Consider the following 25,232-nt stretch of genomic DNA (forward strand, 5'->3'; position numbering starts at 1 on the left):
AAGAAAAAGCCCGCTTGAGCGGGCTTTTTCATTGGCTCGCGCACCGGGTGCGCCTGAGGTCAGAACGTCTCGTCGGCGGACAGATAGCGCCATTGGCCTTGCGGCAGCGCGCCGAGCATCACGCGACCCATCCGCACGCGTTTCAGGCCGATCACGTCGAGGCCGACCAGTTCGCACATACGGCGGATCTGGCGCTTCTTGCCTTCGCGCAGCACGAAGCGCAACTGCTCGCCGTTCTGCCAGCTCACCAGCGCGGGCTTCAGCGCGACGCCGTCGAGCTCGAGGCCGTGGCGCAGCTTCGCGAGCGATTCCGCCGGGAAGTGCTGGTCGATGTCGATCAGTCGTTCGCCGAAGCGCACGCGCACCAGATATTCCTTGTCGATGTCCGACTGTTCGCCGATCAACTGCTTCGCGATCACGCCATTCTGCGTCAGCACGAGCAGGCCGGTGGAGTCGATGTCGAGACGGCCGGCCGGTGCGAGTGCATGCAGGTGTTGCGGCGAGAAGCGCACCGGCGAATGGTCGCCGCTCCAGCGGTTCGCGCGCGTGATCAGCACGGCCGCGGGCTCGTAGCCGTCTTCCGCCTGGCCCGACACGTAGCCGACCGGCTTGTGCAGCAGGATCGTCACTTGCGCGGCCTGCGCGGCGCTCGCACGCTCGTCGATCTCGATCTTCTGGTCGGCGCGCACCTTGGTGCCGAGCGTGTCGATGCGTTCGCCGTCGACGAGCACCCAGCCCTTTTCGATCCATTCGTCGGCTTCGCGGCGCGAGCACATGCCGAGTTCGGACATCCGCTTCGACAGGCGCATCAGGCCCGTTTCGTCGCCGTAGTCAACGTCGGCCGCCGCGCGCTTGACGGGTTGGGCGGTCTTTACCGCGCCGAACGAACGGCGCTCGCCGTCGCGCGCGGGGCGGCCCGGACGGTCGCCGAAGCTGCGCTTCGCGCCATCGCCGGCGGGCTTGTCGCGGTAGGACGGGCGCTTGCTGTCGTCGCCACCTGCTGCACGGCGCGGACGTGCATCGTCGTCGCTGCGGCGCGGCGGCCGGTCCGACGACGTGCGGCGATCGCCAAAACTGCTGCGCTTCGCGCCGTCGCCATCGGGCTTGTCGCGGTAGGACGGACGCTTGCTGTCGTCGCCGCCTGCTGCACGGCGCGGACGCGTGTCGTCATCACGGCGGGGCGGGCGATCGGACGACGGACGGCGGTCGCCATAGCTGCGTTTCGCGCCTTCGCCGGCCGCGTTGTCGCGATAGGACGGGCGCTTGCCTTCGTCGCCACCCGCGCGACGCGGACGCGTATCGTCATCGCGGCGAGCCGGTCGATCGGACGATGTGCGTCGATCGCCAAAACTGCGCTTTGCACCTTCGCCGGTTGCGTTGTCGCGGTAGGACGGGCGCTTGCCTTCGTCGCCACCGGTGCGACGCGGACGTGCATCGTCATCGCGGCGGGGCGGGCGATCCGACGACGTACGCCGATCGCCGAAGCTGCGCTTCGCGCCTTCGCCGGTTGCGTTGTCGCGGTAGGAAGGGCGCTTGCCATCGTCGGCACCGGCACGACGCGGCCGCGCATCGTCATCGTTACGACGGGGCGGGCGATCCGACGACGTACGCCGATCGCCGAAGCTGCGCTTCGCACCTTCGCCGGCCGCATTGTCGCGATACGGCGCGCGCGCGCCGCGCTCGGCACCGCCGTCACGCGGTGGGCGCTTGGCCGGTGCGCGATCCGCGCCCGGACGATCGGCGCCGGCCGCAGCGCGCGGCTTGAACGAGCGCTCGCCGGCGGCGGGGGCCGCGGGCGCCTTCTTCGGGCGGGCGGGCTTGTCCCCCGCGGGCGGCGCGGCGGGGCGCACCGCCTTGCGGGCGACGAGGCTGCCGGAGCGGACAGGGGCGCGAGTCGGCGACGCCGGCTTCGGATTCTTGACGGTTAATTTGGTGCGCATAAACGCTGGGATTCATTCAGACTGCGATCGCACGCAGCAATTCGGTTTCGAGCTGGATCTGCAGGCGGTTGTCGGACAGGCCGGCGCCCGCGAGCAGGAAGATGTCTTCGACGCGCTCGCCGAGTGTATTGATCCGCGCCGCATGGACGCCGATCCGATGTTCGGCGAGTACGCGCGCGATCGAATAAAGAAGGCCCGGCCGGTCGTTGGCGGACACGGACAGGATGTAGTACTGACCACGCTCGTCGGCCCGCAGGTCGACGCGCGGCGTGATCGGAAACGTCCGGGACAGCCTCGACAGGCGGCCCTTCGACGGCTCCGGCAGCGATGCGGTTTCGGCGAGCCGGGTCGCGAGCTGCTGCTCGACGAGATTCGCGATGTCGCGGTAACGCACGTCGCGTTCGGTCTGCGTGACGATGAAGTTGTCGAGCGCATAGCCGTGCCGCGTCGTGCTGACGCGCGCATCGAGCACCGACAGCCCGTTGCGGTCGAAATACGCGCAGATGCCCGCGAACAGGTCGGCGCGATCCTTCACGTACACGAGCACCTGCAGCGCGTCGCCGATCGGCGACGGCCGCGCGCGGACGATCGCGGTTTCGGCGTTCACGTGCCGGTACAGCACGCGCGTCTGCCACGCGATGTCGGCCGCGTCGTGACGCAGGAAGAAGCCGACGTCGAGCTGATCCCACAACGCGCGGTGCGCGTCGTCGGGCACGGTTTCCAGGCGCAGCAGCGCGAGCGCCTGCTCCTGCCGCGACTTCAGCTCCGAATGCGCGTCGGGGTTCGCGCCGCCGAGCACCGCGAGCGTGATGCGGTACAGATCCTCGAGCAGCTTGCCCTTCCACGTGTTCCACACCTTCGGGCTCGTGCCGCGGATATCGGCGACGGTCAGCAGGTAGAGCGCGGTGAGATATCGTTCATTGCCGACGACCTCGGCGAAGCGCTTGATGACCTCGGGGTCGCTCGTGTCCTGTTTTTGCGCGACCTGGCTCATCGTCAGGTGATGCTGGACGAGCCACACGATCAGCGCCGCGTCGTCGCCGGCGATGCCGTGCTCGCGGCAGAAGCGCCGCGCGTCGGCCATCCCGAGCGTCGAGTGATCGCCGCCGCGGCCCTTCGCGATGTCGTGGAACAGCGCCGCGACATACAGCACCCACGGGCGCTCGAAGTTGCCGATCAGCTGGCTGCAGAACGGGTATTCGTGCGCATGTTCGGCCACCGCGAAGCGGCGGATGTTGCGCAGCACCATCAGAATGTGCTGGTCGACCGTGTACACGTGATACAGGTCGTGCTGCATCTGGCCGACGATGCGGCGGAAGTTCAGCAGGTAGCGGCCGAGCACGCTCGTCTGGTTCATCAGCCGGAACGCGTGCGTGATGCCTTCGGGCTGCTGCAGGATCCGCATGAACGTGGCGCGGTTCTGCGGATCGCGGCGCCACGCGTTGTTCATGATTTCGCGCGAGTTGTACAGCGCGCGCAGCGTGCGGGCGGACAGGCCCTTCACGCCGCGGGTCGTCTCATACAGCAGGAACGCTTCGAGGATCGCGTCGGGATGGCGCTCGAACACGCCGTCGTCGACGATCTCGAGCATCCCCTGTTTCTCGACGAAGCGATCGGCCGACAGCACGCGCGTGATGCCGCTCGTCGCGGGGAACAGCTGCGCCTCGATGTTCTGGATCAGGATCGTTGCGAGCTGCGTGACGGCTTTCGCGGCCCAGTAGTAGCGGCGCATCAGCTGCTCGCTCGCGCGCTTGGCCTGCGTCGGCTGATAGCCGAAGCTCTCGGCGGCCTGCGTCTGCAGGTCGAACACGAGCATGTCCTGGCGGCGCCCGGCGATCACGTGCAGCCGTGCGCGCAGCGTCTTCAGGAAGCCTTCGTTGCGGCGCAGCTCGCGCGCTTCGCGGTCGGTGATGAGGCCGCGCGTGTCGAGTTCGCGCCAGCTGCTGCCGAAGCCGGCCGCACGCGCGATCCACAGGATCGTCTGCAGGTCGCGCAGCCCGCCGGGGCTTTCCTTCACGTTCGGTTCGAGGCTGTACGGCGTGTCCTGGAACTTCGCGTGGCGCTGACGCATCTCGAGCACCTTCGCGGTGAAGAACGCGCGGGCGTCGAGCGCTTCGTGGTAGCGCACGGTGAAGCGTTCGAACAGCGCGGTGCTGCCGACGATGCGGCGCGCTTCCAGCAGCGAGGTCTGCACCGTGACGTCCTGCGACGCCTCCTCGATGCACTGCGCGACCGTGCGCACGCTGCTGCCGATCTCGAGGCCGAGATCCCACGCCATTCCGATGAAGCGCTCGATGCGCGCGTCGAGCGCCGCGTCGTGCGCATCCGGCAGCAGCACGAGGATGTCGACGTCGGAATAGGGCGCGAGCTCGCCGCGCCCGTACCCGCCGACGGCGACGAGCGCGAGCGTCGCGGGCAGCCCGCATTCGTCCCACACGCGCTTCAATGCATCGTCGGTGAGTTTCGACAGCGCGTGCATCAGCGACGCGACGTTCGCCGCGTGGCGAAAGCGCTCCAGCATCTCCGTCTTGGCGGCCTTGAATTCGGCGCGCCGCGACAGCGCTTCGGGCGAGGGGGCAGCGTGAGCGCTCATGGGCGGCCGTTCAGGTGCGGGGTGGGGCGGGCTGGCGCGACGGCGCTCAGACGGCGGCGGCCGGTTGCGCGAACACGGGGCGCGCCGGCGTGCCGGCCGACACGGTCAGTACTTCGTGGCCGGTTTCGGTGACGAGCACCGTGTGCTCCCATTGCGCGGACAGGCTGCGGTCGCGCGTCTTGACCGTCCACTGGTCGGGCATCGTGCGGATGTCGCGCTTGCCGGCGTTGATCATCGGCTCGATCGTGAAGATCATTCCGGCCTTCAGTTCGATGCCGGTGCCCGGGCGACCGTAGTGGACGACCTGCGGATCCTCGTGGAACACCGTGCCGATGCCGTGGCCGCAGTATTCGCGCACGACGCTGTAGCCCTGTGCTTCCGCGTGCTTCTGGATCGCGTAGCCGATGTCGCCGAGGTGCGCGCCGGGCTTGACCTGGTCGATGCCGAGCCACATGCATTCGTAGGTGGTCTGCACGAGGCGCTTCGCGAGGATCGAACCCTCGCCGACGATGAACATCCGGCTGGTGTCGCCGAAGTAGCCGTTCTTGATCACGGTGATGTCGATGTTCAGCGCGTCGCCGTTCTTGATCACCTTCTCGCCGGGAATGCCGTGGCAGATCACGTCGTTGACCGAAATGCAGGTGGCCTTCGGGTACGGCGGATAGCCGGGCGGCTGGTAGTTCAGCGGCGCGGGGATCGTGCCTTGCTCGTTGAGCATGAACTCGTGGCAGAGACGGTCGAGTTCGGCGGTCGTGACGCCCGCGACGACGTGCGGCGTGATGAAGTCGAGCACTTCGCTCGCGAGACGGCAGGCGACGCGCATCTCCGCGATATCGTGTTCGTTTTTGAGCGTAATAGCCATCGAGGTATGCCTGGAATGCGGTGAATTGACGGATTATCGCACCTTATGGCGGGCCTCGCAGCCCCTGCCGGCCGCGCGGATGCGGGTTTTCGCGGATTGTCCGACCCGCTGCCGCGCGGCAGGCGAAAGTGCCGCGCGACTTGAGGGACGACAAATCCGCGTGCTATACTCTTTGGCTAAGTCGACATCCAAATTTGCCGTTGTGCCCCATTTTGGGGTGGCATCGCGGTGACAGGCTTACGGCACGGGCGTTTTGCACGTGCCGAATCGCAAGCCGGCGCAACCAGGGTGCCGTTCGTGCGGAATTCACGTCCTTCGAGGCGGGTTCGCGCGGCGGTACGGCAGCCGGCTTAAGACCCAACCCTCGTGGAGAATTTACATGGCAGTTACGATGCGCCAAATGCTGGAAGCGGGTGTCCACTTCGGTCACCAGACGCGCTTCTGGAACCCGAAGATGGCTCCGTTCATTTTCGGTCACCGCAACAAGATTCACATCATCAACCTCGAAAAGACGCTGCCGATGTTCACGGACGCACAGAAGTACGTGCGCCAGCTGGCAGCGAACCGCGGCACGATCCTGTTCGTCGGCACGAAGCGCCAGTCGCGTGACACGATCGCCCAGGAAGCGCAACGTGCGGGCATGCCGTACGTCAACGCACGCTGGCTCGGCGGCATGATGACCAACTTCAAGACGCTGAAGGTATCGATCAAGCGCCTGAAGGACATGGAAGCGGCAGTCGAATCGGGCGAAACCGAGAAGATGAGCAAGAAGGAAGCGCTGCTGTTCGAACGCGAAATCGCCAAGCTGCAGAAGTCGATCGGCGGCGTGAAGGACATGGGCGGCATTCCGGACGCAATTTTCGTCGTCGACGTCGGCTACCACAAGATTGCCGTCACGGAAGCGAACAAGCTGGGCGTGCCGGTCATCGCCGTGGTCGATACGAACCACTCGCCGGAAGGTGTGGATTACGTGATCCCGGGTAACGACGACTCGAGCAAGGCAGTCGCGCTGTACGCCGAAGGCGTGGCCGACGCGATCCTCGAAGGTCGCGCGAACGCGGTCAACGAAGTGGTCCAGGCCGCACGCGGCGACGACGAGTACGTCGAGGAAAACGCGTAACTGGCCCCGAGCCGGCGCAAAAAGGGGGCTCTCAACAGGCCCCCTTTTTTTAAGCTTGTGCGCCGGACCTGATCGCGCAGAATCGGCGCGGGTCCGGAAACGAATCTCGGCCGTTCGCGTCCAAGCGGGCGGCGTTGTGAATACAGACTCAAGGAGCGAATGATGGCGGCAATTACCGCAAGCATGGTGGCAGAACTGCGCGCGAAGACCGACGCACCGATGATGGAGTGCAAGAAGGCGCTGACGGAAGCCGACGGCGATCTGGCCAAGGCTGAAGAACTGCTGCGCGTCAAGCTCGGCAACAAGGCGAGCAAGGCCGCATCGCGCGTGACGGCAGAAGGCGTCGTCGCATCGTTCGTCGGCGGCAACGCAGGCGCGCTGGTCGAACTGAACTGCGAAACCGACTTCGTCGCGAAGAACGACGACTTCCTCGCATTCTCGAAGACGGTGGCGGAACTCGTCGCGACGCAGAACCCGGCCGACGTGGCCGCGCTGTCGGCGCTGCCGCTCGAAGGCTCGACCGTCGACGCAGTGCGTCTGGCGCTGATCGGCAAGATCGGCGAGAACGTGTCGATCCGCCGTTTCGTCCGTTTCGAAACCGCGAACAAGATCGCGACGTACCTGCACGGCGCGCGTATCGGCGTGATCGTCGAGTACACGGGTGCGGAAGAGCAGGTCGGCAAGGACGTCGCGATGCACATCGCCGCGATGAAGCCGGTCGCGCTGTCGTCGGCCGACGTGCCGGCGGAACTGATCGAGACGGAACGCCGCGTGGCCGAGCAGAAGGCTGCCGAATCGGGCAAGCCGGCCGAAATCGTCGCGAAGATGGTCGACGGTAGCGTCCAGAAGTACCTGAAGGAAGTGTCGCTGCTGAACCAGACGTTCGTGAAGAACGACAAGCAGACGATCGAGCAGATGCTGAAGGCAGCGAATGCGACGGTGCAGAAGTTCGCGCTGTTCGTCGTCGGCGAAGGCATCGAGAAGCGCCAGGACGACTTCGCCGCCGAAGTGGCCGCGCAAGTCGCAGCAGCAAAGCAGCAGTAAGCAGTCAGGCAGCATCCGCGGCGGGCGTCCGCTCCGCCGCGGCCGGCGGCGCCGCCGGCCGGCCGGGAACCCGGTCCGGTCGGCGGCGCTTGCCCGAATCAGTATTTCGCCCCTACAGTTCGTGGTTGTCATCCTCTCGTCGCTCGGAAGCCCCTATGTCCAATGCCTATAAACGCGTCCTCCTCAAACTCTCCGGCGAAGCGCTGATGGGCGACGATGCCTTCGGCATCAATCGCGCGACGATCGAACGGATGGTGGCCGATATCGCCGAAGTCGTGCGTCTCGGGACGCAGCTCGCGGTCGTGATCGGTGGCGGTAATATTTTCCGTGGTGTCGCGGGCGGCGCGGCCGGCATGGACCGCGCGACGGCCGACTACATGGGGATGCTGGCGACGATGATGAACGCGCTGGCGCTGCAGGACGCGATGCGCCATGCCGGCATCGAGGCGCGCGTGCAGTCCGCGCTGCGCATGGACCAGGTCGTCGAGCCGTACATCCGGCCCCGCGCGATCCGTCAGCTCGAGGAAGGCCGCGTCGTGATCTTCGCGGCCGGCACCGGCAACCCGTTCTTCACGACGGATACCGCCGCCGCGCTGCGCGGCTCGGAAGTGGGCGCCGAAGTCGTGCTGAAGGCGACAAAGGTCGATGGCGTATATTCTGCCGATCCGAAGAAGGATCCGTCGGCCACGCGTTACACGACGATCAGCTTCGACGAGGCGATCAGCCGCAACCTGCAGGTGATGGACGCGACGGCGTTTGCGCTGTGCCGCGACCAGAAGCTGCCGATTCGCGTGTTTTCGATCAACAAGCCGGGCGCGCTCAAGCGCATCGTGCTGGGCGAGGACGAAGGTACGCTCGTCCACGTGTAAACTCCCGCGGATGCGGGCGACCGGCCGCGGCGCGCGACATGCGCCGGGCGGGGCTCGCGTTCTTTGAAGGTTTGAAGGTTCGGAGGTTGAAATGAGTGTCGCTGATGTCAAGAAGGGCGTCGAGCAAAAGATGCAGCGCTCGATCGAAGCGTTCAAGAACGATCTGGCCAAGATCCGTACGGGCCGTGCACACACCGGTCTGCTCGATCACGTGCAGGTCGACTACTACGGCTCGATGGTGCCGATCTCGCAGGTCGCGAACCTGACGCTCGTCGACGCGCGCACGATTGGCGTGCAGCCGTGGGAAAAGAACATGGTCGCGAAGGTCGAGAAGGCCATCCGCGAAGCCGATCTGGGCCTGAACCCGGCAACGGCCGGCGACCTGATCCGCGTGCCGATGCCCGCGCTGACGGAAGAGCGCCGCCGCGAGCTGACCAAGGTCGTGAAGAGCGAAGGCGAAACGGCCAAGGTCGCGATCCGCAACCTGCGCCGCGACGCGAACGAAGCGCTGAAGAAGCTCGTGAAGGACAAGGAAATCTCGGAAGACGACGAGCGCCGTGCGAGCGACGACGTGCAGAAGCTGACCGACAAGCACGTTGCCGAAATCGACAAGCTCGTGCAGACCAAGGAAGCCGAGATCATGACGGTCTGACGACCGTCCTCGCGCGCCGCCTTCTTCCCGCATTACTGTCTCAACGGCCATGACCTATACCAGCTCTACCGTTCGCGTGCCTGACGTCGGTGTCGTGCCGCGTCACATCGCGATCATCATGGACGGCAATGGCCGTTGGGCGACCGAACGCCGCTTGCCGCGCGTCGCGGGGCACACCCGGGGCGTCGATGCCGTGCGGGCGGTGGTCGAAGGCTGCGCGCGCGCCGGCGTCGAATACCTGACGCTGTTCGCGTTCAGTTCGGAAAACTGGCGCCGCCCGAACGACGAAGTGTCGTTCCTGATGCGGCTGTTCATCACCGCGCTCGAGCGCGAAGTGGGCAAGCTGCATGCGAACGGGATCCGCCTGCGTGTCGTCGGCGATCTCGACCGTTTCGAGCCGCGCATCCGCGAGCTGATTCGCCGCGCCGAAACCAAGACGGCGCGCAATACCCGTCTGACGCTCACCATCGCGGCCAACTACGGCGGCCGGTGGGACATCCTGCAGGCGACGAAGAAACTCGTCGAGCAGGCCGTGCGCGAAGGTCGCGAGGTCGAAGTGACCGAGGACGCATTCGCGCCGCACCTGGCGATGGCCTACGCGCCGGAGCCCGATCTCTTCATCCGCACCGGCGGCGAGCAACGCGTCAGCAACTTCCTGCTGTGGCAGCTCGCGTACGCCGAATTCTATTTCACCGACAAGTACTGGCCGGATTTCGACGGCGCGGCACTGGCCGACGCGATGGCGTCGTATACCGAGCGCGAGCGCCGTTTCGGGCGCACGAGTGCGCAGCTCGAACCGCAATCGCAGAACGCCGACTCCCTTTCATGCTGAAAACCCGTGTGATCACGGCGATCGTGATGCTGGCAGTGCTGCTGCCGGTGACGCTGTTCGCGCCGCTCGCCGGATTCGGCGCGCTGATCGGCGTCGTGCTGGTGTTCGCCGCGTGGGAATGGGCGCGCCTGCTGAAGCTCGGCGGCGTCGGTCCGGTCGTCTATGCGCTCGTCGCGGCGCTCGCGCTCGCAGCCACCGCGCCGCTCGGCGTCGATGCGGCTTCGTCCCGTCCCCTTTTCATGGCGGCCGGCGTGTTCTGGCTGCTGGTCGGCCCGTTCGCGCTGCGGCGCAAGCCCGTACTCGCGGGGGGCGTCTGGCGCCCGTTCCTGCTGGCCGCCGGCCTCGTCGTATTTGCCGCCTGCTGGCACGCGCTCGTCGCAGCCCGCGCGCGGGGCGTGCCGTTCGTGCTGTCGCTGCTTCTCGTCGTCTGGCTGGCCGATATCGGCGCATACTTCGCGGGCAAGGCCTTCGGAAAGCGTAAACTGGCCATCACGATCAGCCCCGGCAAGAGCTGGGAAGGCGCGATCGGCGGCTGGTTCGCGGTGATGGTCGTCGCGGGCGTCGCGATGGCCGCGCATGCATTCGAACCGACCCTGTTTTCTGCATTTGCCGCACGCTACGGGATGCCCGGCGCGTGGGCCGCGCTGACGCTGCTGGTTGCCTACAGCGTGATCGGCGACCTGTTCGAGTCGCTGCTGAAGCGGCAGGCGGGCGTGAAGGACTCGAGCGGACTGCTGCCGGGCCACGGCGGCGTGCTCGATCGTGTCGACGCGCTGCTGCCGGTGCTGCCGCTCGCGATGCTGCTGCTTGGTTAAACCATTATTCCTGTTATGCAAAAACGTCTGACATTGCTCGGTTCCACGGGCTCGATCGGAGACAGCACGCTCGACGTGGTCGCGCGCCATCCCGAGCGCTTCTCGGTCTACGCGCTGACCGCGCACCGCAACGGCGACAAGCTCGTCGAGCAGTGTCTGCGCTTTGCGCCCGAAGTGGCGGTGGTCGGCGATGCCGCGACGGCCGCGCACGTCGACGCAAAACTGCGCGCGGCGGGCAGCAAGACGGTCGTGCTGCACGGGCCGCAGGCGCTCGTCGACGTGTCGAAGAGCGACGGCTGCGACACGGTGGTCGCGGCGATCGTCGGCGCGGCCGGCCTCGCGCCGAGCCTGGCGGCCGCCCGCGCCGGCAAGCGGATCCTGCTCGCGAACAAGGAAGCGCTCGTGATGTCGGGCGCGATCTTCATGGACGCCGTGCGCGACCATGGCGCGATCCTGCTGCCGGTCGACAGCGAACACAACGCGATCTTCCAGTGCATGCCGCGCGACGCGGCCGAGCACGGCGGGATCTCGAAGATCATCCTGACCGCGTCGGGCGGGCCGTTCCGCACGCGCGAACCGGCCACGCTCGTCGACGTGACGCCGGACGAGGCGTGCAAGCACCCGAACTGGGTGATGGGCCGCAAGATCTCGGTCGATTCCGCGACGATGATGAACAAGGGCCTCGAGGTGATCGAGGCGCACTGGATCTTCGGGCTGCCGGGCGACCGGATCGACGTGCTGATCCATCCGCAGAGCGTGATCCATTCGCTCGTGTCGTACCGCGACGGCTCGGTGCTCGCGCAGCTCGGCAACCCCGACATGCGCACGCCGATCGCCCACGCGCTCGCATTCCCCGAGCGCGTCGACGCGGGCGTCGACCAGCTCGATCTCGCGCAGATCGCCCAGCTGTCGTTCGAGAAGCCCGATTACGCGCGCTTCCCGTGCCTCGCGCTCGCGCTGAAGGCACTCGAGGAAGGCGGTATCGCGAGCGCCGCATTGAACGCGGCGAACGAAGTGGCGGTCGAAGCATTTCTCGAGCGCCGGATCGGCTTCATGGCGATCGCGGCGACGGTCGACGCCGTGCTCAACACGCTGCCGAACCGCGCGCCCGACGGGCTCGACGACGTCCTCGCGGCGGATGCCGAGGCTCGCCGCCTCGCCGCCGCGATCATTGCGAAAGCGCCTGCGCCACGCGTGGAGCGTACTGTCTGAATGGGGTGCTCATGAACGTGCTGGTCGAACTGGTCGCGTTTGCGGTGGCGATCGGGGTACTGGTCGTCGTGCATGAGTACGGACATTATCGCGTCGCGCGCTGGTGCGGCGTGAAGGTGCTGCGTTTCTCGATTGGCTTCGGCCAGCCCATCGCGCGCTGGGTCAGCCGCAGGACGGGCACCGAGTGGACGCTGTCCGTGCTGCCGCTCGGCGGCTACGTGAAGATGCTCGACGAGCGTGATCCGGGCCCGGGAGGCATTCCGCCGGAGGAGCTCGGCCAGGCATTCAACCGCCAGTCGGTCTACAAGCGCATCGCGATCGTCGCGGCCGGGCCGATTGCAAACTTCCTGCTGGCAATCGCACTGTTTTCCCTCGTATTCGCCACCGGCGTGACCGAGCCGACCGCGATCGTCGCGCCGCCGGCCGCCGGTACGGCGGCGGCCCGCGCGGGCTTCGACGGCAGCGAAACGATCGTGTCGATCCGCAACGCGCAGGGCGGCGAGTCCGAGCCGGTGCGATCGTGGTCGGACCTGCGCTGGAAACTGCTGTCGGCCGCGTTCGACCATCGCGAGGTCGTGCTCGGCGCGCGTGACGGCAATGCGACGTTCGACTTCCGCGTCGACCTCCGCAACGTGCCCGACAGCCAGCTCGACGACGACTTCATGGCCCATCTGGGCTTCGAGGCCGGCGGCGGCACGTTGTCGGTCGCGTCGGTGCAGCCGGGCAGCGCGGCGGAGCGGGCCGGCCTGAAGGTCGGCGACAAGCTGGTCGCGCTCGACGGCAAGCCGATCGGCGGTGCGGCGCGCTTCATCGATACGGTGAAGCACCATGCGGGCCAGCCGCTCGAACTGCAGATCGAGCGCGACGGCGCCGCGCAGACGGTATCGATCGTGCCGCAGCTGCAGCGTGACGACGAATCGGGGCAGCAGGTCGGCCGCATCGGCGCGGCGCTGTCGATGCACGCGCCGTCGGTGGACGTGCGCTACGGGCCGATCGAGAGCCTGCGGCTCGGCGCGCACCGCACATGGGACATTTCCGTGTATTCGCTGAAGATGTTCGGGCGGATGATCACGGGCAACGCGTCGCTGAAGAACCTGTCCGGTCCGGTGACGATCGCCGACTACGCAGGCAAGAGCGCGCGGCTCGGTCCGTCGGCGTTCCTGTCGTTCCTCGCCCTTGTCAGCATTAGCCTTGGCGTCCTGAACTTGTTGCCGATTCCCGTTTTGGACGGGGGGCATCTGTTATATTATGCGGTTGAAGCCGCGACCGGGAAAGCCGTCTCGGAGCGCTGGCAGCTGATTCTGCAAAGAGCCGGGTTGATCTGCATCGTCGCATTGTCGGCGATCGCGCTGTTCAACGATCTGGCTCGGTTAATCCATTTCTGAAGCGTCAGGCGGCGGCCGCTGGCCAGCCGCCCGATTTGATGCAGCTAAATATTGGGGATGCATGTTGTTCAAACCTCATCGCTTTGTACCTAAGACAGTTGCAGCGGCCGCGCTCGCCGCGCACGGCCTCGCGGCGCATGCAGCGGCACCGTTCGTGGTGCAAGACATCAAGATCGAGGGGCTGCAGCGCGTCGAAGCGGGTTCGGTGTTCGCCTATCTGCCGATCAAGCAGGGCGATACCTTCACGGACGACAAGGCATCCGAAGCAATCCGCGCGTTGTACGCGACGGGCTTTTTCAACGACGTGCGCATCGCCACGCAGGGCAACGTCGTGATCGTGCAGGTGCAGGAGCGTCCGGCCATCGCGTCGATCGACTTCACCGGCACGAAGGAATTCGACAAGGACAACCTGACGAAGGCGCTGCGCGCGGTCGGCCTCGCCGATGGCCGCTACTACGACAAGGCGCTCGTCGACAAGGCGGAGCAGGAGCTCAAGCGCCAGTACCTGACGCGCGGCTTCTATGCGGCCGAGGTCAAGACGACGATCACGCCGGTCGACGCGAACCGCGTGTCGATCCTGTTCGCGGTGGCCGAAGGCCCGAGCGCGAAGATCCGCCAGATCAACTTCATCGGCAACAAGGCGTTCAGCACCAGCACGCTGCGCGACGAGATGCAGCTGTCGACGCCGAACTGGTTCTCCTGGTACACGAAGAACGACCTGTACTCGAAGGAAAAGCTCACGGGCGACCTCGAGGCCGTGCGCTCGTACTACCTGAACCGCGGCTATCTCGAGTTCAACATCGAGTCGACCCAGGTGTCGATCTCGCCGGACAAGAAGGACATGTACCTGACGGTCACGCTGCATGAAGGCGAGCCGTACACGGTGTCGGGCATCAAGCTGTCGGGCAACCTGCTCGATCGCGAGGCCGAGCTCAACAAGCTGATCAAGATCAAGCCGGGCGACCGCTTTTCGGCCGAAAAGCTGCAGCAGACCACCAAGTCGATCGTCGACAAGCTCGGTGAATACGGTTACGCATTCGCGACCGTCAACGCGCAGCCGGACATCGACCAGGCGAACCACAAGGTGAACCTGAACCTCGTCGTCGATCCGAGCCGCCGTGTGTACGTGCGCCGCATCAACGTGGTCGGCAACACGCGCACGCGCGACGAAGTGGTGCGCCGCGAGATGCGCCAGCTCGAAAGCTCGTGGTTCGACTCGAACCGCCTCGCGCTGTCGAAGGACCGCGTGAACCGCCTCGGCTACTTCACCAACGTCGACGTGACGACGGTGCCGGTCGAAGGCACGAACGACCAGGTCGACGTGAACGTGAAGGTCGACGAAAAGCCGACCGGCGCGATCACGCTGGGTGCCGGCTTCTCGTCGACGGACAAGGTCGTGCTGTCGGCCGGCGTGTCGCAGGACAACGTGTTCGGTTCGGGCACGAGCCTGTCGGTGAACGTCAACACCGCGAAGAGCTACCGCACGCTGACCGTCACGCAGGTCGATCCGTACTTCACGGTCGACGGCATCAAGCGGATCACCGATGTCTTCTACCGCACGTACCAGCCGCTCTACTATTCGACGAGCTCGAGCTTCCGGATCATCAGCGCGGGCGGCAACCTGAAGTTCGGCATTCCGTTCTCGGAAGTCGACACCGTCTACTTCGGCGCGGGCTTCGAGCAGAACCGCCTGGACGTCGATTCGAACACGCCGCAGAGCTATCAGGATTACGTGAACGAGTTCGGCCGGGTGTCGAACACGGTGCCGCTGACGGTCGCATGGTCGCGCGACGCGCGTGACAGCGCGCTGATTCCGAGCCGCGGTTACTTCACGCAGGCGAACATGGAGTACGGCGTGCCGGTCGGCAAGATCCAGTACTACAAGGCCGACCTGCAGGCGCAGTACTACTATTCGTTCTCGCGCGGCTTCATCCTGGGCCTGAACCTGCAAGGCGGCTACGGTAACGGTATCGGCAACCCGTACCCGATCTTCAAGAACTACTATGCGGGCGGTATCGGCTCCGTGCGGGGCTACGAGCCGAGCTCGCTGGGCCCGCGCGACACGAAGACGAACGACCCGATCGGCGGTTCGAAGATGCTGGTCGGCAACATCGAGCTGACGTTCCCGCTGCCGGGCACGGGTTACGACCGCACGCTGCGCGTGTTCACGTTCCTCGACGGCGGTAACGTGTGGGGCAATGCGCCGGGCGGCACGAGTACGGGCGCCAACGGCCTGCGTTACGGCTACGGTGTGGGTCTCGCGTGGATCTCGCCGATCGGCCCGCTGAAGCTGAGCCTGGGCTTCCCGCTGCAGAAGCACGAAGGCGATCAGTACCAGAAATTCCAGTTCCAGATCGGGACGGCGTTCTGACCGAACGCATGACAACAGCAACGAGAGGGTAATTTTGCTAACCGGTAAGTTTTCGAAACGAGTGATGTGCGCGCTGACCGTTGCGCTGGCCCTGGGCGCGGCAACGGTGCACGCACAGGACGTCGCCCGCATCGCGGCGGTCAATTCGGATCGGATCCTGCGCGAGTCGGCGCCCGCCAAGGCGGCGCAGACGAAGCTCGAAGCCGAGTTCGCGAAGCGTGACAAGGATCTGCAGGACCTGGCGGCGCGTCTGAAGTCGATGTCCGATTCGCTGGACAAGAACGGCGCGTCGCTGTCGGCGGCCGATCGCGCGCAGAAGCAGCGCGATCTGGCGCAGCTCGACACCGACTTCCAGCGCAAGCAGCGCGAGTTCCGCGAAGACCTGAACCAGCGTCGCAACGAAGAGCTGGCGGCCGTGCTGGAAAAGGCGAACAAGGTCATCAAGCAGATCGCCGAGCAGCAGAATTACGACCTGATCGTGCAGGAAGCCGTGTACGTCAGCCCGCGCATCGACATCACCGACAAGGTGCTCAAGGCGCTCGCGTCCGGCTCGACGAACTGAACGGAGCAGACGACGAATGGCATTGACGCTTGAGGAACTCGTAAAACGGTTCGGCGGCGAGATCGCCGGCGACGCACAGTGCAAGGTGGGCGGGCTCGCGCCGCTCGACCAGGCGGGCCCTCAGCAGCTCGCGTTCCTCGCGAACCCGAAGTACCTGTCGCAGGTCGAGTCGACCCGCGCCGGTGCGGTCCTGATCGCACCGAAGGATCTGGAAAAGCTGGGTGCGGCCGCTGAAGGCCGGATGGCCGGCCCCCGCAACTTCATCGTGACGCCGAATCCGTACGCGTACTTCGCGCGCGTCGCGCAGATGTTCATCGACCTCGCCACGCCGCCGCGCGCGGCCGGCGTGCATCCGAGCGCGACGATCGATCCGGCCGCGAAGGTCGCTGCAACCGCGGTGATCGGCCCGCACGTGACGATCGAGGCCGGCGCGGTGATCGAAGACGGCGTGCAGCTCGACGCGAACGTGTTCGTCGGCCGCGGCACGACGATCGGCGCCGGCTCGCACTTTTATCCGAACGCATCGGTGTACCACGGCTGCAAGGTCGGCCCGCGCGCGATCGTCCATGCGGGCGCCGTGATCGGCTCCGACGGCTTCGGCTTCGCACCGGATTTCGTCGGCGACGGCGACGCGCGCACCGGCAGCTGGGTCAAGATCCCGCAGGTCGGCGGCGTGACGATCGGCCCGGACGTCGAAATCGGCGCGAACACGACGATCGATCGCGGCGCGATGGCGGATACCGTCATCGAGGAATGCGTGAAGATCGACAACCAGGTCCAGATCGGCCACAACTGCCGGATCGGCGCGTACACGGTGATCGCCGGCAGCGCCGGCATCGCGGGCAGCACGACGATCGGCCGCCACTGCATGATCGGCGGCGCGGCCGGGATCGCCGGCCACGTGACGCTCGGCGACTATGTGATCATCACCGCGAAGTCGGGCGTATCGAAGTCGCTGCCGAAGGCCGGCATCTATACCAGCGCATTTCCGGCCGTCGACCACGGCGAATGGAACAAGAGCGCCGCGCTCGTGCGCAACCTCGACAAGCTGCGCGAGCGCATCAAGGCGCTCGAAGCCGCGCTCGCCGCCCAGGGCGGCACCGACGCCTGAGCGCATCATGCGAGACCACGAACCGGGCACGGCCAGCGCAACCGGCCCGGTTTGTCAGACTGGGCCGCGCGGCGGCCCGCTTCAGCCTTTGCATCACCACCGCGCAGCCTCTGCGTGAGACGAACCATCATGAGCACTGAAAAAATCAATCTCGACATCCACAAGATCCTCACGCTGCTGCCGCATCGCTACCCGATTCTGCTCGTCGATCGCGTGCTCGAACTCGAGCCGCACAAAGGGATCAAAGCGCTGAAGAACGTGTCGATCAACGAGCCGTTCTTCCAGGGGCATTTCCCGAAGCGGCCGGTGATGCCGGGTGTGCTGATCCTCGAGGCGCTCGCCCAGGCCGCGGCGCTGCTGACGTTCGCGGAAGAGCAGCCGAAGGACCCGGAGAACACGCTGTATTACTTCGTCGGGATCGACGGCGCGCGCTTCAAGCGCGTGGTCGAACCGGGCGACCAGCTGATCCTGAACGTGACGTTCGAGCGCTACATCCGCGGCATCTGGAAGTTCAAGGCAGTGGCGGAAGTGGACGGCAAGGTGGCGGCGGAAGCCGAACTGATGTGCACGGTCAAGACGGCCGACGCGGCGCCCTGAGCGACGCGGCACGCATGGGTAACATCACGCGAACAACGCGACACATCATATCGAGAGGCAACGGCGCATGACCAGGATTCATCCTACCGCGATCGTCGAACCGGGCGCGCAGATCGACGAATCGGTCGAGATCGGCCCGTACGCGATCGTCGGCCCGCACGTCACGATCGGCGCGCGCACGACGATCGGCTCGCACAGCGTGATCGAAGGCCATACGACGCTCGGCGAGGACAACCGCATCGGCCATTACGCGTCGGTCGGCGGCCGTCCGCAGGACATGAAGTACAAGGACGAGCCGACGAAGCTCGTGATTGGCAACCGCAACACGATCCGCGAATTCACGACGATCCACACGGGCACCGTGCAGGACGTCGGCGTGACGACGCTCGGCGACGACAACTGGATCATGGCCTACGTGCACATCGGTCACGACTGCCGCGTCGGCAACAACGTGATCCTGTCGAGCAACGCGCAGATGGCCGGTCACGTCGAGATCGGCGATTTCGCGATCATCGGCGGGATGTCGGGCGTGCACCAGTTCGTGCGCATCGGCGCGCACTCGATGCTGGGCGGCGCGTCGGCGCTCGTGCAGGACATCCCCCCGTTCGTGATCGCCGCTGGCAACAAGGCCGAGCCGCACGGGATCAACGTCGAAGGGCTGCGCCGGCGCGGCTTTTCGGCCGATGCGATCTCGGCGCTGCGCAGCGCGTACCGCGTGCTGTACAAGAACGGTCTGTCGCTGGAAGAAGCGAAGGTGCAACTGCGCGAACTCGCTGAAGCGGGCGGCGACGGCGATGCACCGGTGACGGCGCTCGTCGAGTTCATCGACGCGTCGCAACGCGGCATCATCCGCTAAGCGATGCCGCTCCCGACCAATCAGCTGCGACTCGCGATGGTGGCCGGCGAGCCGTCGGGCGATCTGCTCGCGGCGTCGCTGCTCGGCGGGCTGCGCGAGCGGCTGCCCGAATCGGCCCAGTATTACGGGATCGGCGGCCAGCGCATGATCGCGCAGGGCTTCGACTCGCACTGGCAGATGGACAAGCTGACCGTGCGCGGCTATGTCGAGGCGCTGGGCCAGATTCCCGAGATCCTGCGCATTCGCGGCGAACTGAAGCGCCAGCTGCTCGCCGAGCGGCCGGACGCGTTCATCGGCGTCGACGCACCCGATTTCAACTTCAACGTCGAGCAGGCCGCGCGCGACGCGGGCATCCCGTCGATCCACTTCGTGTGCCCGTCGATCTGGGCGTGGCGCGGCGGCCGTATCAAGAAGATCGCGAAGTCCGTCGACCACATGCTGTGCCTGTTCCCGTTCGAGCCGGCGATCCTCGACAAGGCGGGTGTCGCATCGACCTACGTCGGTCATCCGCTCGCCGACGAAATCCCGCTCGAACCCGACACGCACGGCGCGCGCATCGCGCTGGGTCTGCCGGCCGACGGCCCGGTGATCGCGGTGCTGCCGGGCAGCCGGCGCTCGGAGATCGCGCTGATCGGCCCGACGTTCTTCGCGGCGATGGCGCTGATGCAGCAGCGCGAACCCGGCGTGCGATTCGTGATGCCGGCCGCGACGCCCGCACTGCGCGAATTGCTGCAGCCGCTCGTCGACGCGCATCCGCAACTCGCGTTGACGATCACCGACGGCCGCTCGCAGGTCGCGATGACGGCCGCCGACGCGATCCTCGTGAAGAGCGGCACCGTCACGCTGGAAGCCGCGCTGCTGAAGAAGCCGATGGTGATCTCGTACAAGGTGCCCTGGCTGACCGGGCAGATCATGCGCCGGCAGGGCTACTTGCCGTATGTGGGTTTGCCGAACATCCTGGCGGGGCGCTTCGTCGTGCCCGAGCTGCTGCAGCATTTCGCGACGCCCGAGGCGCTCGCCGATGCGACGCTCACGCAGCTGCGCGACGACGCGAACCGCCGCACGCTGACCGAAGTGTTTACCGAAATGCATCTCTCGCTGCGCCAAAACACGGCCGCGAAGGCGGCCGAGGCCGTCGTGCGTGTGCTCGAGCAACGCAAGGGGCGCGCATGACCGCAGTGCGCGCACCGCGCCGCCGCGCGTCGAGCGACGTGCTGCAGGGCGGCTTCGACTTCAGCCGCCCGGACGAGATCGTCTGCGGCGTCGACGAAGCCGGCCGCGGCCCGCTCGCGGGGCCGGTAGTCGCCGCCGCGGTGATCCTCGATCCGGCGCAGCCGATCGACGGGCTCGACGATTCGAAAGTGCTGTCCGCGAAGAAGCGCGACGCACTGTACGACCTGATCGTCACGCGTTCGCACGCGTATTGCGTCGCGTCGGCGAGTGTCGACGAGATCGATACGCTGAATATCCTGCATGCGACGATGCTCGCGATGAAGCGGGCCGTCGAAGGCCTGTCGGTACTGCCGACGCTTGCGCAGATCGACGGCAACCGGTGCCCGACGCTGAGCGTGCGTGCCGAGGCGATCGTCAGCGGCGACGCGCTCGTGCCGAGCATCTCGGCCGCATCGATCCTCGCGAAGGTCACGCGCGACCGGATGCTGGTCGACCTGCACGAACGCTTCCCGGTGTACGGCTTCAACGTGCATGCGGGTTACGGCACCGCGAAACACCTTGCCGCACTCCGCGAGCACGGCCCGTGCGAAGCGCATCGGCGCTCGTTCGCGCCGGTTCGCGCGGCGCTTGACCTGATTCGATGAAAAGCATCACTTCCCGCGACAATCCGCTGTACAAGCGCCTGAAGGCGCTCGCGGGTTCGACGCCCCATCAGCGCCGCAGCGGCCAGGCGCTGCTCGAAGGCTTCCATCTGGCAAGCGCGTACCTCGATACGGGTGCGACGCCCGAGCTGTGCGTCACGACGGAAGGCGCGCTCGGCCACGCCGAGGCGCAGGCGATCGTCGCGCGCATCGACGCGCAGCGGATCGTCACACTGCCGGACGCGCTGTTCGGGCAGTTGTCGAACGTCGTCAGCGGCGTCGGTTTCCTGCTGCTGGTCGACCGGCCGGCGCAACCGCTGCCCGAACGCGTGACGCACACGTCGGTCGTGCTCGACGGCGTGCAGGATGCCGGCAACGTCGGCTCGATCCTGCGCAGCGCGGCGGCCGCCGGCGTGCGTCACGTGTTCTGCGCGCCGGGGACGGCCTATGCGTGGTCGTCGAAGGTGCTGCGCTCGGGCATGGGCGCGCATTTCCTGCTGTCGATCCATGAGGACGTTGATGCCGGCGAACTCGCCGAACGCCTTGGCGTCCCGGTCGCGCTGACCGACTCGCACGGTGCGCAGGCGGTCTACGACTGCGACCTGTCGGGGCCTGTCGCTTGGGTGTTCGGCAACGAAGGTGCCGGCGTGTCGGCATTCTGGCGCGACGCGGCCGCGCATCGCGTGACGATTCCGCAACCGGGCGGGATGGAGTCGCTGAACGTGGCGGCTGCCGCCGCGGTGTGCCTGTTCGAACAGGTACGGCAGCAGCGGCCGGCGTGACGCCGCGCGCGGTGCATGTGCCGTAGAACGAAACAAGGCCGCGTTTGACGCGGCCTTGTTGCTTTCGGCGACGGCCTGACGGCCGCCAGCGCTTCCGCGCTCAGTACGACTGGCGGTCGAGCCGGATTTCCTGCAGGATCGTCGTCGCGATTTCCTCGATCGACTTGTGTGTCGACGACAGCCATTTGATCCCTTCGCGACGCATCATCGCTTCAGCCTCGTTGATCTCGTAGCGGCAGTTCTCGGGTGCCGCGTACTTGCTGCCCGGCCGGCGCTCGTTGCGGATCTCCGACAGGCGCTGCGGGTCGATCGACAGCCCGAACAGTTTCTCGCTGTACGGCGCCAGCGCCGACGGCAGCTTGCCGCGTTCGAAATCTTCCGGAATCAGCGGATAGTTGGCCGCCTTCACCCCGTACTGCATCGCGAGATACAGGCTCGTCGGCGTTTTGCCGCTGCGCGACACGCCGACGAGGATCACGTCGGCTTCCGACAGGTTGCGGTTCGACTGGCCGTCGTCGTGCGCGAGCGAGAAGTTGATCGCCTCGATCCGCGTCTTGTATTCCTCGGTGTCCGCGTTCTGGTGGCCGCGGCCCATCGCGTGGCTCGACTTGAGCTCGAGTTCCTGCTCGAGCGGTTCGACGAAGCGCTGGAACATGTCGAGCACGAGCGCGTTCGAGCGTTTGACGATGTCGTTCGACTCGCTGTCGACGAGCGTCGTGAACACGATCGCGCGACGGCCGTCGTGCACGGCGGCCTCGTTGATCTTTTCGACGGTCGCATAGGCCTTGTCGAGCGAGTCGACGAACGGCACGCGCACGAGACGGAATTTCTGGTCGAACTGGGAGAGGATCGAGTGCGCGAAGGTTTCGGCAGTGATCCCGGTGCCGTCGGAGACGATGAATACGGTAGGCAGCATGAATCTGGACGTCGAGCGTGAAGGGCAGTTGCGCGGGCGGCTGGAGGCGAGCCTCCAGACCCAGTGACAAGGTCGCGCCACATCCGGCAGCCGGCACGGTAGAATAGCGGCAACCTGTTGGATAAGCAATTGCGGGGGCAGGGCGCGAACGGCGCCCCGTGGCTGGGCCGCGCGGTTCCGAAACTCCCGGCAAGTCTGGCGATTTGTCTGCAAATATCGCCCTTCTGCCGGGATTTTTGCAAATCGGGTCGGAAGATTTCCGCCGCTGCGAATGTTTATCTAACAGGTTGCGCAAGACGCGCCGCGCCTTTTTGCAGGCGCCCGCGTTCGAGCCCACTTGCGCGATCGAGCATTTTTTTCACACTTAGGGGCTTGTATGACTAACGCAGCAAACGTCGCAAAGGACCAGGCGTATGTAATTCCGTTCGAGCAGTTGCGGATGACCGATGTGGAAATCGTGGGCGGCAAGAATGCGTCGCTCGGCGAGATGATCAGCCAGCTTTCCGAAGCAGGCGTTCGCGTACCCACCGGTTTCGCCACGACCGCGCTCGCATTCCGCGATTTCCTCAAGCACAACGACCTCACCGATCGCATCGCCAAGCGTCTCGAGTCGCTCGACATCGACGACGTGAAGGCGCTCGCCGAAGCCGGTGCCGAAATCCGTAAATGGATCGTCGACGCACCGCTGCAGCCGCGCCTCGAGCAGGAAATCCGCGCGCAGTTCGAAGTGCTGAAGAACGGCTCGCCGAGCGAGCTGTCGTTCGCGGTGCGCTCGTCCGCGACCGCGGAGGATCTGCCCGACGCCTCGTTCGCCGGCCAGCAGGAGTCGTATCTGAACGTCGTCGGCATCGACGACGTGCTCGACCGCATGAAGCACGTGTTCGCGTCGCTGTACAACGACCGCGCGATCTCGTACCGCGTGCACAAGGGCTTCACGCACGCCGAAGTCGCGCTGTCGGCCGGTGTGCAGCGCATGGTCCGCTCGGACGTCGGCGCCGCCGGCGTGATGTTCACGATCGATACCGAATCGGGCTTCAAGGACGCCGTGTTCATCACGTCGAGCTACGGCCTGGGCGAAACCGTCGTGCAGGGCGCGGTGAACCCGGACGAGTTCTACGTGTTCAAGACGACGCTCGCGCAAGACAAGTACCCGATCATTCGCCGCTCGATCGGCTCGAAGCTGATCAAGATGGAGTTCACGCAGCCGGGCGAGCCGGGCCGCGTGAAGACGGTCGACGTGCCGCACGAGCAGCGCAACCGCTACTCGATCACCGATGACGACGTGATCGAGCTGGCGAAGTACGCGGTCATCATCGAGAAGCACTATCAGCGTCCGATGGACATCGAATGGGGCAAGGACGGCCGCGACGGCAAGATCTTCATCCTGCAGGCGCGTCCGGAAACGGTGAAGAGCCAGGCATCCGGCAAGGCCGAGCAGCGCTTCAAGCTGAAGGGCCAGTCGCAGGTGCTCGCGACGGGCCGTGCGATCGGCCAGAAGATTGGCGCGGGCCCCGTGCGCGTGATCCAGGATCCGTCGGAAATGGAACGCGTGCAGCCGGGCGACGTGCTGGTGGCCGACATGACCGATCCGAACTGGGAGCCGGTGATGAAGCGTGCGGCGGCGATCGTCACGAACCGTGGCGGCCGTACCTGCCACGCGGCGATCATCGCGCGTGAGCTCGGCGTGCCGGCAGTCGTCGGCTGCGGCGATGCGACCGACATCCTGAAGGACGGCGCGCTCGTCACCGTGTCGTGCGCGGAAGGCGACGAAGGCAAGATCTACGACGGGCTGCTCGAGACGGAAGTCACGGAAGTGCAGCGCGGCGAGCTGCCGGAAATCCCGGTCAAGATCATGATGAACGTCGGCAACCCGCAGCTCGCGTTCGACTTCTCGCAACTGCCGAACGGTGGCGTGGGTCTTGCGCGTCTCGAGTTCATCATCAACAACAACATCGGCGTTCACCCGAAGGCGATTCTCGAGTACCCGAACATCGACCAGGACCTGAAGAAGGCGGTCGAGAGCGTTGCGCGCGGCCACGCGTCGCCGCGTCAGTTCTACGTCGACAAGCTGACGGAAGGCGTCGCGACGATCGCTGCGGCGTTCTATCCGAAGCCGGTGATCGTGCGTCTGTCCGACTTCAAGTCGAACGAGTACAAGAAGCTGATCGGCGGTTCGCGTTACGAGCCGGACGAGGAAAACCCGATGCTGGGCTTCCGCGGCGCGTCGCGCTACATCGCCGAGGACTTCGCGCAGGCGTTCGAGATGGAATGCCGTGCACTGAAGCGCGTGCGTGACGAGATGGGCCTCACCAACGTCGAGATCATGGTGCCGTTCGTGCGGACCGTGAAGCAGGCGGAACGCGTGGTCGGCCTGCTGGAGAAGTTCGGCCTGAAGCGCGGCGAAAACGGCCTGCGCCTCGTGATGATGTGCGAAGTCCCGACCAACGCGATTCTCGCCGAAGAGTTCCTGGAACACTTCGACGGTTTCTCGATCGGCTCGAACGACCTCACGCAGCTCACGCTCGGCCTCGACCGCGATTCGGGCATGGAACTGCTGGCAGTCGACTTCGACGAACGCGACCCGGCCGTCAAGTTCCTGCTGAAGCGTGCGATCGATACCTGCCGCAAGATGGGCAAGTACGTCGGTATCTGCGGGCAGGGCCCGTCCGATCACCCGGACTTCGCGCAATGGCTGACGGACGAAGGCATCGTGTCGATCTCGCTGAACCCCGACACGATCATCGATACGTGGCAGGCGCTCGCCGCCAACCGCAAGTAACGAGCCGTGATGCAACTTCGGCGAAAGGGCGGTCCGCCGCGCTTTCGTTGAAGGCAAAATGCAAGGTTCGTGCTATAAACACCCCGGTAAGTACCGGGGTTTTTTTTCGTCGGTACTCGC

General features: G+C 66.0%; 21 protein-coding genes. 17 read left to right on the forward strand and 4 right to left on the reverse strand.

Annotated features, from left to right (window positions below):
• Nucleotides 1-59 precede the first annotated feature (59 nt).
• The 3 genes from HWX07_RS19205 to map are packed head-to-tail and all read right to left on the reverse strand — an operon-like array spanning nucleotide 60 to nucleotide 5,395.
• Complete coding sequence (locus tag HWX07_RS19205; protein ID WP_175877347.1) at nucleotides 60-1,940, reverse strand: pseudouridine synthase; 1,881 nt, start codon at nucleotides 1,938-1,940, stop codon at nucleotides 60-62.
• A gap of 16 nt (nucleotides 1,941-1,956) precedes the next feature.
• Entirely contained in the window at nucleotides 1,957-4,533 is a 2,577-nt protein-coding gene (locus tag HWX07_RS19210; RefSeq protein ID WP_175877348.1) for a [protein-PII] uridylyltransferase, read from the reverse strand.
• 46 nt (nucleotides 4,534-4,579) lie between these two features.
• On the reverse strand, nucleotides 4,580-5,395 hold the full coding sequence (gene map, locus HWX07_RS19215) for a type I methionyl aminopeptidase (protein ID WP_175877349.1): 816 nt from the start codon (nucleotides 5,393-5,395) through the stop codon (nucleotides 4,580-4,582).
• A 379-nt stretch (nucleotides 5,396-5,774) separates the two neighbouring features.
• Here map and rpsB point away from each other — a divergent pair, with 379 nt between their 5' ends.
• The 16 genes from rpsB to HWX07_RS19295 all read left to right on the forward strand — a co-directional run bounded on the left by rpsB (nucleotide 5,775) and on the right by HWX07_RS19295 (nucleotide 21,417).
• Complete coding sequence (gene rpsB / locus HWX07_RS19220; protein WP_011352461.1) at nucleotides 5,775-6,515, forward strand: 30S ribosomal protein S2; 741 nt, start codon at nucleotides 5,775-5,777, stop codon at nucleotides 6,513-6,515.
• Between the two features lie 162 nt (nucleotides 6,516-6,677).
• Nucleotides 6,678-7,559, forward strand: a complete 882-nt coding sequence (gene tsf, locus HWX07_RS19225; protein WP_027805697.1) for a translation elongation factor Ts — start codon at nucleotides 6,678-6,680, stop codon at nucleotides 7,557-7,559.
• A gap of 155 nt (nucleotides 7,560-7,714) precedes the next feature.
• Entirely contained in the window at nucleotides 7,715-8,428 is a 714-nt protein-coding gene (gene pyrH, locus HWX07_RS19230; RefSeq protein ID WP_006402648.1) for a UMP kinase, read from the forward strand.
• A gap of 91 nt (nucleotides 8,429-8,519) precedes the next feature.
• Complete coding sequence (frr, locus tag HWX07_RS19235) at nucleotides 8,520-9,080, forward strand: ribosome recycling factor (RefSeq protein ID WP_089467731.1); 561 nt, start codon at nucleotides 8,520-8,522, stop codon at nucleotides 9,078-9,080.
• A 49-nt stretch (nucleotides 9,081-9,129) separates the two neighbouring features.
• A complete protein-coding gene (gene uppS / locus HWX07_RS19240; protein ID WP_006478494.1) occupies nucleotides 9,130-9,912 on the forward strand; it encodes a polyprenyl diphosphate synthase in 783 nt (260 codons plus the stop codon).
• Nucleotides 9,906-10,727, forward strand: a complete 822-nt coding sequence (locus HWX07_RS19245) for a phosphatidate cytidylyltransferase (protein WP_175877350.1) — start codon at nucleotides 9,906-9,908, stop codon at nucleotides 10,725-10,727. The genes uppS and HWX07_RS19245 overlap by 7 nt, the downstream gene beginning before the upstream one ends.
• 15 nt (nucleotides 10,728-10,742) lie before the next feature.
• Nucleotides 10,743-11,939 (forward strand): 1-deoxy-D-xylulose-5-phosphate reductoisomerase, encoded by a 1,197-nt coding sequence (locus HWX07_RS19250; RefSeq protein ID WP_006483824.1) that lies wholly within the window; start codon nucleotides 10,743-10,745, stop codon nucleotides 11,937-11,939.
• An 11-nt stretch (nucleotides 11,940-11,950) separates the two neighbouring features.
• Nucleotides 11,951-13,324 (forward strand): RIP metalloprotease RseP, encoded by a 1,374-nt coding sequence (rseP, locus tag HWX07_RS19255; protein WP_175877351.1) that lies wholly within the window; start codon nucleotides 11,951-11,953, stop codon nucleotides 13,322-13,324.
• Nucleotides 13,325-13,385: 61 nt separating this feature from the next.
• Nucleotides 13,386-15,695, forward strand: a complete 2,310-nt coding sequence (gene bamA, locus HWX07_RS19260) for an outer membrane protein assembly factor BamA (protein WP_006478499.1) — start codon at nucleotides 13,386-13,388, stop codon at nucleotides 15,693-15,695.
• A gap of 64 nt (nucleotides 15,696-15,759) precedes the next feature.
• Nucleotides 15,760-16,257 (forward strand): OmpH family outer membrane protein, encoded by a 498-nt coding sequence (locus tag HWX07_RS19265; protein ID WP_011549544.1) that lies wholly within the window; start codon nucleotides 15,760-15,762, stop codon nucleotides 16,255-16,257.
• 16 nt (nucleotides 16,258-16,273) lie between these two features.
• On the forward strand, nucleotides 16,274-17,368 hold the full coding sequence (gene lpxD / locus HWX07_RS19270) for a UDP-3-O-(3-hydroxymyristoyl)glucosamine N-acyltransferase (RefSeq protein ID WP_175877352.1): 1,095 nt from the start codon (nucleotides 16,274-16,276) through the stop codon (nucleotides 17,366-17,368).
• Between the two features lie 129 nt (nucleotides 17,369-17,497).
• Entirely contained in the window at nucleotides 17,498-17,965 is a 468-nt protein-coding gene (gene fabZ / locus HWX07_RS19275) for a 3-hydroxyacyl-ACP dehydratase FabZ (RefSeq protein ID WP_006495559.1), read from the forward strand.
• A gap of 67 nt (nucleotides 17,966-18,032) precedes the next feature.
• On the forward strand, nucleotides 18,033-18,821 hold the full coding sequence (gene lpxA, locus HWX07_RS19280; RefSeq protein WP_006478502.1) for an acyl-ACP--UDP-N-acetylglucosamine O-acyltransferase: 789 nt from the start codon (nucleotides 18,033-18,035) through the stop codon (nucleotides 18,819-18,821).
• Between the two features lie 3 nt (nucleotides 18,822-18,824).
• Nucleotides 18,825-19,994 carry a lipid-A-disaccharide synthase gene (gene lpxB / locus HWX07_RS19285; RefSeq protein ID WP_043888491.1) on the forward strand — a complete coding sequence of 390 codons (1,170 nt, stop codon included), beginning with the start codon at nucleotides 18,825-18,827 and terminating at the stop codon, nucleotides 19,992-19,994.
• Nucleotides 19,991-20,638 carry a ribonuclease HII gene (rnhB, locus tag HWX07_RS19290; RefSeq protein ID WP_175877353.1) on the forward strand — a complete coding sequence of 216 codons (648 nt, stop codon included), beginning with the start codon at nucleotides 19,991-19,993 and terminating at the stop codon, nucleotides 20,636-20,638. The genes lpxB and rnhB overlap by 4 nt, the downstream gene beginning before the upstream one ends.
• A complete protein-coding gene (locus HWX07_RS19295; RefSeq protein WP_175877354.1) occupies nucleotides 20,635-21,417 on the forward strand; it encodes an RNA methyltransferase in 783 nt (260 codons plus the stop codon). Before rnhB ends, HWX07_RS19295 begins: the two co-directional genes overlap by 4 nt.
• A gap of 100 nt (nucleotides 21,418-21,517) precedes the next feature.
• On the opposite strand, the gene HWX07_RS19300 is transcribed toward HWX07_RS19295, so the two are convergent.
• The gene (locus HWX07_RS19300; RefSeq protein ID WP_011549549.1) at nucleotides 21,518-22,333 is read right to left on the reverse strand and encodes a pyruvate, water dikinase regulatory protein; all 816 of its coding nucleotides are present in this window, start codon (nucleotides 22,331-22,333) and stop codon (nucleotides 21,518-21,520) included.
• 376 nt (nucleotides 22,334-22,709) lie between these two features.
• Between HWX07_RS19300 and ppsA the strand changes: the two genes are divergently transcribed.
• Nucleotides 22,710-25,112, forward strand: coding sequence for a phosphoenolpyruvate synthase (gene ppsA, locus HWX07_RS19305; RefSeq protein ID WP_175877355.1), 2,403 nt, complete (start codon nucleotides 22,710-22,712; stop codon nucleotides 25,110-25,112).
• Nucleotides 25,113-25,232 lie beyond the last annotated feature (120 nt).

Origin of the sequence: Burkholderia sp. BCC0097 (assembly GCF_902832985.1) — a bacterium.
GTDB classification, from domain to species: domain Bacteria; phylum Pseudomonadota; class Gammaproteobacteria; order Burkholderiales; family Burkholderiaceae; genus Burkholderia; species Burkholderia orbicola.